This window comes from Nonomuraea sp. NPDC050663 (assembly GCF_044456985.1).
In the GTDB taxonomy this organism is placed as follows: Bacteria; Actinomycetota; Actinomycetes; order Streptosporangiales; family Streptosporangiaceae; genus Nonomuraea.
The window spans coordinates 905,004-915,146 of sequence record NZ_JBITGL010000001.1 but is presented as its reverse complement, the minus strand read 5'-3'; the positions used below and the strand labels follow the sequence as shown (position 1 = coordinate 915,146).

Here is a 10,143-nt window from a genome sequence, read left to right as displayed (position 1 = left end):
AACCGCTCCAGACAGTGCCGAACGGCGAGAAGCCCTGCACCACCTGCACATCAACCTTCGACGCCCCACCCAGCGGATCACTCACCCTGGCCAGCAACGTAGGCGTCAGCGACGAGGAGATCGTCTCGCCGTCCACGATGCGCGACGGCGTGACCTGGAACTGATCCACCACCGCTTCAGGAACATCCACCGTGACGTACTGCGGACTCGACCACGACGGCGTCGAACCCGGTGTAGTCGCCTTGACCTGCCAGTAGTACTCCTTGCCATCGAGCAACTTGCCCGACGGCACCTGGAAGGCGGCCTGAGCCCCGGACGCCACACTCGCCACAGAACCGCTCCAGACAGTGCCGAACGGCGAGAAGCCCTGCACCACCTGCACATCAACCTTCGACGCCCCACCCAGCGGATCACTCACCCTGGCCAGCAGCGAAGGCGTCAACGACAGGGAGATCGTCTCACCGTCCACGATGCGCGACGGGGAGACCTGGAACTGGTCCACCACCGCTTCAGGAACATCCACCGTGACGTACTGCGGACTCGACCACGAAGAGGCCTCCGTGCCGGCGGTCGCCTTGGCCTGCCAGTAATACTCCTTGCCGTCGGCCAGCTTCCCTGCACCGACCGCCAGCTTGGCGACCGTCCCGGACGCCGCGCTCGCCACCGAGCCCGACCACACCGTGTTGTAGGGCGAGAAGCCCTGCACCACCTGGAAGTCGACCTTGGAAGCCCTACCACCGGTGTCGGTGACCTTCACCTGAAGTTCCGGGGTCAGCGAGGATGTCACGATCTCGCCGTCCACCGACTGGGACGGATTGACAGCGAACCCGCTCATCGTCGGAGCAGCAGCCACCGAGATCACCCGCGAGGGCGACGACTTCTGTGAGGTGGCCGCACTCGGTGTGTTGGTCAGCGCGTTGCCGCTCTTCCCCGGATTCCACGAAGCCGTCTCGTTGAGCGCTGCATCGTGGTCCTTGCCGGAGGTGTCATGCGCGGTGCCACCACTGCCCTCGTCGAACGTCCAGTGCCCGCTCGCGTCGGCCTTGGTCTCGAAGGACCATTGATAGGCGGTAACGGCATTTGCCGCAGCATCGATGGCTTCGGAAATCCGTACCGTGTACCGGGTGCCCGGCTTCAGCGGCTGCGCGGGTGCGAAGGTGAACGTCGTCCCGTTCGCATCGCCCGTGACGGATCCCTCGATCTTGCCGCCAGCGGGGTCCGTCACCAGGAACTCCGGCTCCCATACCGATTCGCTGAAGGTGGCTCTGATCGGTGTATCCGTCAAGACCCCACGTTCATCGGCCGCGGGGACCGTGCTCGTCACAGTGGGAGGGGTCGTGTCGGACGGATCCCCTTCCTCCACCGTGCCGCCGTCCCAGGACTCCTCGCCGGACTCTCCGGTGAAGGGTTCGAGTTCCTCTGGCGATATTTCGGCGACGTGGTTCTGTCTGGCGACCAGCGCCTGCAGGTCGCTCTCGGTCATCGGGGGTGTGTACGGGATCTCACCGGGAGTGTCCACCCGCATGGCCAGCGCTTCCTCATAGGTGGGGAGCGTTGTCCGTTTGGGACCCTCATACGAGTAGACGATCACCTCAGGCGGAGAGGAGGGTGCCTCGTACTCCAGGAAGAAGTACGGATGGTGTCCGTCGACTCCCCCGTAGTTCCCCGACAGGTACTGACGCCAGTTGGTCCCGCTCGACTCGTTCACCGAGCGGATCATGAGTCCGCGGTTGGGCGTCATGTCCGCCCACTCCTGCGCTATCTCCTCGATGGAGTACCAGAGCTCACCCTCGGCCATCCAGTCCGAGCAGTTCGCGTCCTTGCCGTACGGGTTGATCACGTGCCCGTCGGCCACCGCGAGCGGCTGGTTGCCCCACGTGATACCCGTGGGGGTCCAGTCAGCGGCCACCCGGTGCATGGAGATGCCGCCGACCTCACCGCACGCGTGGGAGATGTAGTTCCACAAGATGATGTTCGCGTCGAGGATCTGCCGGCCGTAGAACGGCGCCCCCGTCAGGTTGAACTTCAGGTACGTGCGGTAGTTGTAGCCCCCGCGACGACCGGCGAAGATCGCGGCGTCGTTCGCCATGTAGCTGCCGTTGACGTAGCTGCCGCCGTTGGCGATGAAGGTGTCGGCAGGAGCACCCGCGCCGTGCCACGGCGTCGGGTTGCCTGCGGCGATCGTCACCGGGTAGGTCACCGCCGGGTCGGCCAGGAATGCGGCATCCGGCGCGAGGACCAGAGCGGCCTTGTCGCCCGTTCCCGTCACCGTGGTCGTCACCTGACCGGCCTTGCCGGAGCCCGGGGAGACGATCTCCTTCGCGTCGATGAGCGGCAGCGTCGACAGGTCGGCGACCTGCTTGCCGTCCGAGAGCGCGGCGGGCTTGCCGCTGGAGGACTTGCCCAGGCTCATGCCGCTGGGCGGGTCGATGGGCACCGTCAGCTTGAGCGGCTTGGCGGGCTTGTCGCGGATGACGATCTGGTGCTGGTAGCCGTCCGGCGTCACAGTGACGACCAGGTCGACGTTGCGGCCGTAGGCCGAGCGGTAGGTGGCGGTGCTCCCGGACAGTTCCGGAGCGGGCAGCTTCCCAGGGGCGGCAACGACGATCTCACCGGGATCGTCCTTGTCGCCGAGGGTGTCGCCCTTGGCGGTGAGCAGGGGGCCGTCACCGCCGTTGGACAGGGTGATGTCTAGGGCGGTGACCTTGGGTTTGACGACGCCGTCCGCCACGATCAGTGTCGGGTCGATGTCCAGCCACTGGCCGGCGCGTTTGGCGCGGACCGGGGCGAGGGACACGTAGGTCTTGACCGTCTTGCCGCCGGGCGTGGCCACGGTGGTCATGTTCTCGGTGTGGAGGCTGGGGATCTCCACTTCTTTCCCGGTGTGTTTGGCCTCGGCCTTGGCGGCGTCGACCAGATCGGGGGAGGCGGTCGCCCCTGTCGGGGCCGGTGTCGGGGTCGGTTCGGCGATCGCCGGTGCCGCAGCGAGGAGCGACGCCACCATGGCGAAGACCGTCAGGAGAGATGCTCGGCGACGCGTCGCGGCGGATAAGCCGGACGTGGGTCGAGTCCGTTTCACGTGGGCCCTTTCAGGCTTAACGGGACAAAACGAGCCGATCGTGACACGGGGTAAAGGCAGCGTAAAGATCTCTATCTGCGTCCGGTAAGCGCTCCTCCGTGATGGCGGCAGCTCCGCCGCCGGAGCCGCACACGGGAGCCCGGAATCTTGTTGATCACAATCTCGCGTCTACAGAGAAACTACATTTCCCGATAACGTGTTCGGTCCGCTTGGCGACTCTCCTCGTCGATCCCGGTCCGCCCTGACACACATCGCTCCTACCGATAACGTTGGTCCGAGTGATCGGGCGACGTCGGGGTAGCGACAGGGCAGGGAGGTGGACGTCTTGGAAGGCAGTGCTCCTGTCAGCGACGTCGAACTGCGGCTGAGGATCGAGGACCGGGGCGACTGGCTCGCCGTCCACGTGAGCGGCGACGTCGACTACCGAAACTCGACGACGCTGCGCGAACAGGTCCTGGCGTTGATCGGCGACGACCGGGTTCCCGCCGTGGTGCTCGATCTGTCCCAGGTGGGTTTCATCGACTCCTCCGGCCTCGGCGCGCTCATCATGGTGTGGCGCGCGGCGACGTCGGCCGGTGGGGCGCTGGTGTTGTCGCGGCCGTCGCCGGTGTGCGAGGGATGGCTGGAGCGCACCGGGCTGACCGGGCACATCCGGTCAGGGCGCAGCCTGGAGGCTGCTCGGGCGCTGCTCACCGTTCAGGGCGGCGGCGAGCAGGCCGGCGAGCAACGGTCGGCTTGAGTTCTCCCGCACCTCGTCGCTTCAGGCGACGAGGTGCTCTCGTGTGCCGGTGATGTCGAGGAGCCGGTCCAGCGCGGCGCCACGGTTGTCGAGGTGGAGCCGCACCCCCATGGCGGCGGCGCGGCGGCGGATGACGATCAGGGCCGACAGACCCGTGGAGTCGCAGATCCCCAGCCCGGCGCAGTCGAGGTGGATCTCCAGCGGTGCCGGGGCGCGGCCGAGTCTGGCGATGACGACGGCGAGCAGGTCTTCGGCGCTGACGTAGTCGAGGTCGCCGTGCAGCCGGAAGGCGGCCGTGAGGGGGTTGGAGGAGTCTTCGTCCACGGTGAACGAATCCTGGGCGTAGCTGGTCATGCGGGCTTTCCGTGGTCGTGCGGGTGTGCGGGTCCTGCGTTGTCGGTCGGAGGGGCTGTGAGCCTCTCGTGGGCGGCGGTGATCATGGCGCGCGCCCGCGGGAAGTCGGACAGCTCCTGGGTCAGCAGTTCGAGCGTGGGCACCAGGCTGACGGCCGGCACTCCCCTGACGGTGAGGATGCCGGCGGTCCAGTCGACGAAGTCGGTGAACAGCCGCTCTTCGTCCACGTACAGGGCGGTCGCCAGGAAGGTGACGATGTGGGCGATGTCCTCGGCCGTGTGCCCGCGCTGCTTCGGAGTGTAGGAGGCCATCGCGGGGAAGCGCTCCTCGAGCCCGGCCATGACGCTCTTGACCAGCGTGCCCGCCGTACGGCTGACCATGGTGTACTCCTGGTCGGCCAGGTGCGGCAGGTCGTCGATGGCGGCCTGCTGGGGCGCCGGGCTGCGCGGGGCGATCGTGGGGATCAGCTCGGCGGCCGCGCGGGCGTCGGGGGCCCAGGCGTCGGCGCCGAGAATCTCGGCGTAGCGTCCGCCGGGGCCGAAGGCGGCGCCGCCGACCAGGACGGGAGTGCCGGTCGCCTGGCAGGCGGTGACGGCCGCGTGCGCGGTGGGCAGCCGGGTCGGGATGCTGCTCGACAGGCCGACCACCTGCGGCGCGGTGCGGTGGATGTGCGCGATGAGATGGTGGGTCGGGACCTGGGCGCCGAGGAAGTCGACCTGCCACCCGCGCAGGCGCAGCACCTCGGCCAGGATGCGGGCGGGCAGGGCGTGCCACTCGCCGTCGATGCAGGCGACGGTGACGCGTCCCGCGGGCGCGGCCGAGCGGGAGGTACGGCGGGCGGCCGGGTGGAGGGCCAGGGCGGCGACGACCCGCTCGTTGATGGCTGTGGCGGCGTGCTCCTGGGCGACGGTGAGCCGGTTGGCGGCCCACTCGGCACCCACTCTGGCCTGCACGGGCGCCACGACGTCGAGGAGGAAGGACTCGGGGTCGACTCCCTCGTCGAGCACGGCGTCGACGAGATCGACCGCGGTGAACTCGTCACAGTCGAGAACGGCCTCCCAGAGCCGTTCCTTCCATGCGGGGACGACGCCGCCGGATGCGGCGATGGTGCGATGGGTCATGCCGTGTACCTGCCCCGGCTGCGCCCCCCTACCGCGCTGAGGTGGCGTCCGCGCGGCGCGGTGATGGCGATGACGGCCATGTCGTCGTGGTGTCCCCCGCCGACCCACTCGGAGGCGAGCATCTGGATGCGCTCGGCCAGCGCCTGGGGCGGCATGCCGGCGCACTGCTGGAGCTCGTCGCGCAGGCGGCCCTCGCCGAAGAACTCGTCGCCGAGCGGCCCGCCCTTGGCCTCGGTGATGCCGTCGGTGTAGAGCAGGCAGGTCTCGCCCGGCGCCAGGACGACCTCGGCGGTGGTGGAGCGGATCTTGGGCAGGGCGCCGATGAGGGTGCCCCTGCTGTCGACGTCCTCGACGGTGCCGTCGTTCCTGACGACGAAGGGCAGCGGGTGGCCCGCGCTGGTCAGCCGCAGCGTGACCTGGTGGGCGTCACGCCGTACGGAGGCCAGGACCAGCGTGACGAAACGGGCGGTGTCTTCGTCCATGAGCACGTCGTTGAGCAGGCCCAGGACCCGCTGGTGGTCGGCGGCCATGGGCAGCAGAGCGTGGAGCGTGTTGCGGATCTTGCCGGTGAGCACCGCCGCCTTCAGGCCCTTGCCGCAGACGTCGCCGAGCACGATCAGGGACTCCTGCCCGGCCTGCGTGGCCGGGTGCAGGTCGTAGAAGTCGCCGCCGACGAGCTCGCTGTCGACCGAGGCGCGGTAGCGGGCGGCGATGTCGACGCCGTCGAGCCGCTGGACCTTCGGCGGCAGCAGCTCGCGCATGAGGGTCTCGGTGATGGAGACCTGCTCGGTGTACAGGCGCGCGGCGGACATGGCCGCTCCGGCACGGGCCGCGAAGAGGCGGGCGACGATCTCCTCGCTGTCGGTGAAGGCCGTGTGATCCGTACGGCGCAGCAGGACGAGCACGCCCGCGGGCACCCCGTGGCCGGGCAGCGCGGTCACCACGACGGAGCCGACGGGACCGAACTCCGGACGGGCCAGCCACTCGGGCGCCGACGTCGGGTCGATCCAGCGCGACGGCATCGGCGGGAACCCCTGCAGCGCCTCGGCCAGGCCGGGCACCACGCTCGGGTCGACGACCAGGCTCTCGCGCACGACCCGCCCGTCGGGCCCGCAGTAGGCGATCGGGTAGCGGCGGCCGGCCCTCGGCGTGATGACGAGGGCGGCGTCGGCCAGGTGGCGCGTGGCCAGCCTCGCGGTGACCTCCATGCAGCGGTCCATGTTGAGCGACGACAGCAGCTCGGTGGAGGCCTGCGACAGGAAGGCGGTGCGCTCGCGTTCGAGCCGCAGCTCCTCGCGGGCCAGGCGATGGTCGGTGTCGTCGGCGAACCACCACGCGGTGCCCGTGCCGAGCCGGGAGGGGTGGGCCTCGTAGGTGCGCTCGCCGATCGGGCCGCTGACCGCCTCGATCGGCCCCTCGACATACGCCCGCGACAACCAGGCGGGGGCGGCGGCGGTGATCGGGACGCCGGGGGCGGCGTCGGGGAGGAGTGCTCGGGCCACGGCGTTGGCCACCTCGACGGTGCCGGACGGAGACACGACGAGTAGGGGGTACGGCGCGGCTTCCCACACCGCCTCGGGGGCGCTGACCGCCTGCTCTGTGTCTATATCCACGCGTGGCAACCCTGTGGGCCTTCTCCCCTTCCTTCTGAGACGTCTGTCTCCACTGTACTGACTGTCGCCCGGTGCGACGATGGCTTGGTGGAGTCCTATGTGGAGCGCCCGCCGTTACCGCAGCTGGCGGGAGTCGTGCGGACGGTCTGGATTCAGCGCACCGGTGAGTCCGCCTATGTACAGAGGCATCTGCCCACGGGTGGGGTGGAAATGCATTTTCCCCTCGGCGGATTTCCACAGCTGGTCGGACCGCTGACCGGACCGGCGATCGAGCTCATACCGCCGCGCACCACGCTCGTCGGCGTGCGCTTCTGCCCGGGGGCCGCGCCGCCGCTCCCCGCGATGCTGGACGACCTGGTCGACCAGCGGATCCGCCTGGAAGGGCTCTGGGGAGACGTGACGGACCGCCTTGCCGACGAGGCGGCGACGCCGGAGCGGGCGCTCATGCTCGTGCAGGCCCGCCTCCTGCGGGAGTTCCGGCGTACGGCAGGCGTCGATCCCCTGGTGGGCGCGGCGGTGAGGGCCCTGATGCCGTGGCAGCCGGTGTCCGTCGACGGCCTGGCCGCGCACCTGGGGCTGTCCGCCAGCCAGCTGCGGCGGCGCTGCCTGCACGCGGTCGGGGTGAGCCCCAAGGTGCTCCAGCGGACGCTGCGGTTCCAAGGGTTCCTCGCGCTGGCCCAGGCCGGTGCCGTGGCATCGGGGCGACGTGGAGCGGACGGGATGGCGGGGCCGGCCGTCGACGTGGGGTACGCGGACCAGGCGCATCTCAGCCGGGAGTGCCTGCGGCTGACGGGACTGACACCGGGCGCGCTGCTCGGCGGTGAAGTCGACCGGTGCGCGTGCGGGCACGACCACTCCGCCTCGTACCGCCCCTTCCTCGCGGCCTCCGGGCTGAGCATGCGCGATTTGTTCAAGCCCGCGCGGTCGTCTCGCGCCTAGTTTCGTCCTCGTGCCCGATCCCGCCCTCGCCGCGTTCCGCGCCTCGCTCGACGGCGAGCTGTTCACCCCCGGGTCGCCGGGCTACCACACGATCCCGCTCCGTCGTGGGGTGCGGCCCCGGCTCGTGGTCCTGTGCCGCTCCGTCTCCGACGTCGCCGCCACCCTGGCGTACGCGGCAGCCACGGGACTCCACCTCACCCCGCGCAACGGCGGCCACTGCTTCGCCGGACGCTCGACGACGGACGGCATCGTGCTCGACGTGTCCGGGCTCGCCCGCATATCCGTGACCGAAGACGGGACCGCGACGATCGGGGCCGGCGCCCGCCTCGGACAGGTCTACGCCGCCCTCCACACCCACGGCCGCACCCTGCCCGCCGGATGCGGCCCCACGGTCGGCATCACCGGCCTCACCCTCGGCGGCGGGATCGGCCTGCTCGGCCGCAAACACGGGCTCACCTGCGACCGCCTCGTCGGGGCGCAGGTCGTGCTGCCGGGCGGCAGGATCGTGGAGTGCGACGCCCGGCACGAACCGGACCTGTTCTGGGCGCTGCGCGGCGCGGGCGGCGGGCAGTTCGGCGTGGTCACGTCGCTGCGATTCGCCACCGTCGCCGAACCGGTCGCCATCCCCCTCGGGGGCCGCTGGAGCGGGACTGCCGTCCACGACCTGGCCGCCGCCTGGCAGAGCCTCGCGCCCGACCTCCCCGACGACATCACCGTCAACCTCACCCTCGACTCGATGCCGGGCACGGCCGACGTCCACGCCACGCTCGCCGGCGCCTCCACCCTCGACGTCGCGGCCACCAGGGACGCGCTTCAGCACCTCGCCCCCGAGATCGTCATGCGCCCCGGCGTGCCGTACCACCGCCTGAAGGACGCCCTCACCGGCCAGGACCCCCGCGAGGTGAGGATCAGATCCGAGTTCTTCGCCCGCGAGCTGCCCTCCCGAACCCTCGCCTTGCTCCTCGCCCAGCTCACCGAGCCGGGAAGCACCGGACACCGGAAGCTCGCGTTCACCGCCATGGGCGGCGCCTACAACCGGGTCGCCGAGGACGCCACCGCCTTCGCCCACCGCGGCGAACGATTCCTGCTCGAACACATCGGCCACGCGCACGACCCCTGGATCGACCGCTCCTGGGCGACGGCCCACGCCGACGGCTCCGGGCGCGTCTACCCCAACTTCCCCGACCCGGCGCTCGACGACTGGGCCCCGGCTTACCACGCGGGCAACCGCACCCGGCTGGCGGCGGTCAAGCGCGCCTACGACCCTCATCGCTTTCTCGACTTCCCCCAAGCCATCTGACCAGGAGAGACATGATTCTCGTCACCGGCGGACTGGGCATGATCGGCGCCCACACCGCCCGCGCACTCGCCGACCTCGGTCACGACGTCGTCGTCACGACGCACCGCCGTACCGAGGTCCCGTCGTTCCTCGCCGGACGCGTCACCGTCGAAGCCCTCGACGTCACCGACCGCGACGCCTTCCTCGCCCTGGCCGGCCGCCACCCCATCGGCGACATCGTCCACCTCGCGGGCAGCATCCCCGGCCAGGACCCGCTCCCCTACTTCCGCACGGACCTGTCCGGCCTCCTCAACGCCCTGGACGCCGCCCGCGCCTGGAGCGTGCGCCGATTCGCCGTGGCCAGCAGCCTCGGCGTCTACATCGGCAGCCCCGAAACCCGCTGGCACGAGGAACTCCCCCTGCCCACGGCCGACCTGCCGCACCCGATCATCGCGTTCAAGAAAGCGGTCGAACCCCTCACCGCCGACGCCCTCAAGGGGACCGGGATCCAGCCGCTCATCCTCCGCATCGGCAGCACGTGGGGGCCCCTGATGGACCCCGAGTCGCCCTTCAACCCGATCCCGCCGTACATCAACGCCGCCCTGCGCGGCGAACGGCCCCGCGAGCTGCACGCCGACGACGGCGGCGACACCTGCTACGCCCCCGACGCCGGCCGCGCCATCGCCCTGCTGACCACGGCACCCGCTCTGCGGCACAACGTCTACAACGTGTCCAGCGGACGCCCGTTCACCAACCGCGACCTCGCCACCGCCGTCCAGGCCGCCGTCCCCGGCGCGGACCCCGTCCTCCTGCCCGGAGGGCAGGGCGGCGGCCCATACCTCGACATCAGCCGGCTCACCCACGAGACCGGCTTCACCCCGGCCTTCGACCTCCACCGGGCCGTCGCCGACTATGTAGCCTGGCGCGCCACCGAAACGTCCTAGCGCACGCCTGCGTCGCTGTGGTCATGCCTGGAGGTCAGGGACCGGCGCCGACAGTTTCGGTGGGCGCGGAAGGCT

The 10,143-nt window shown here is 70.4% G+C and carries 8 protein-coding genes; 4 read left to right on the top strand and 4 right to left on the bottom strand.

The features are described from left to right. The coding region (locus ACIBH1_RS04335) for a DNRLRE domain-containing protein (RefSeq protein WP_397312116.1) at positions 1-3,004 on the bottom strand (3,004 nt) is incomplete at its 3' end. 391 nt (positions 3,005-3,395) lie between these two features. Here ACIBH1_RS04335 and ACIBH1_RS04330 point away from each other — a divergent pair. Beyond that, positions 3,396-3,818, top strand: a complete 423-nt coding sequence (locus ACIBH1_RS04330; protein ID WP_397312115.1) for an STAS domain-containing protein — start codon at positions 3,396-3,398, stop codon at positions 3,816-3,818. A 21-nt stretch (positions 3,819-3,839) separates the two neighbouring features. Here the strand turns inward: ACIBH1_RS04330 and ACIBH1_RS04325 are convergent, their stop codons facing one another. From ACIBH1_RS04325 to ACIBH1_RS04315, 3 genes are read right to left on the bottom strand one after another with little or no spacing between them, the layout of a single operon-like run. Then, positions 3,840-4,172, bottom strand: a complete 333-nt coding sequence (locus ACIBH1_RS04325) for an STAS domain-containing protein (RefSeq protein ID WP_397312114.1) — start codon at positions 4,170-4,172, stop codon at positions 3,840-3,842. After that, a complete protein-coding gene (locus tag ACIBH1_RS04320) occupies positions 4,169-5,293 on the bottom strand; it encodes a B12-binding domain-containing protein (RefSeq protein WP_397312113.1) in 1,125 nt (374 codons plus the stop codon). The genes ACIBH1_RS04325 and ACIBH1_RS04320 overlap by 4 nt, the downstream gene beginning before the upstream one ends. Continuing rightward, positions 5,290-6,906 carry a PP2C family protein-serine/threonine phosphatase gene (locus tag ACIBH1_RS04315; RefSeq protein ID WP_397312112.1) on the bottom strand — a complete coding sequence of 539 codons (1,617 nt, stop codon included), beginning with the start codon at positions 6,904-6,906 and terminating at the stop codon, positions 5,290-5,292. The genes ACIBH1_RS04320 and ACIBH1_RS04315 overlap by 4 nt, the downstream gene beginning before the upstream one ends. 87 nt (positions 6,907-6,993) lie before the next feature. Between ACIBH1_RS04315 and ACIBH1_RS04310 the strand changes: the two genes are divergently transcribed. From ACIBH1_RS04310 to ACIBH1_RS04300, 3 genes are read left to right on the top strand one after another with little or no spacing between them, the layout of a single operon-like run. Then, complete coding sequence (locus ACIBH1_RS04310) at positions 6,994-7,845, top strand: helix-turn-helix domain-containing protein (protein WP_397312111.1); 852 nt, start codon at positions 6,994-6,996, stop codon at positions 7,843-7,845. A gap of 10 nt (positions 7,846-7,855) precedes the next feature. Beyond that, the gene (locus ACIBH1_RS04305; RefSeq protein ID WP_397312110.1) at positions 7,856-9,145 is read left to right on the top strand and encodes an FAD-binding oxidoreductase; all 1,290 of its coding nucleotides are present in this window, start codon (positions 7,856-7,858) and stop codon (positions 9,143-9,145) included. A gap of 11 nt (positions 9,146-9,156) precedes the next feature. After that, positions 9,157-10,068: an NAD-dependent epimerase/dehydratase family protein gene (locus ACIBH1_RS04300; protein ID WP_397312109.1), complete on the top strand. Its 912-nt coding sequence runs from the start codon at positions 9,157-9,159 to the stop codon at positions 10,066-10,068. Positions 10,069-10,143: the final 75 nt, after the last annotated feature.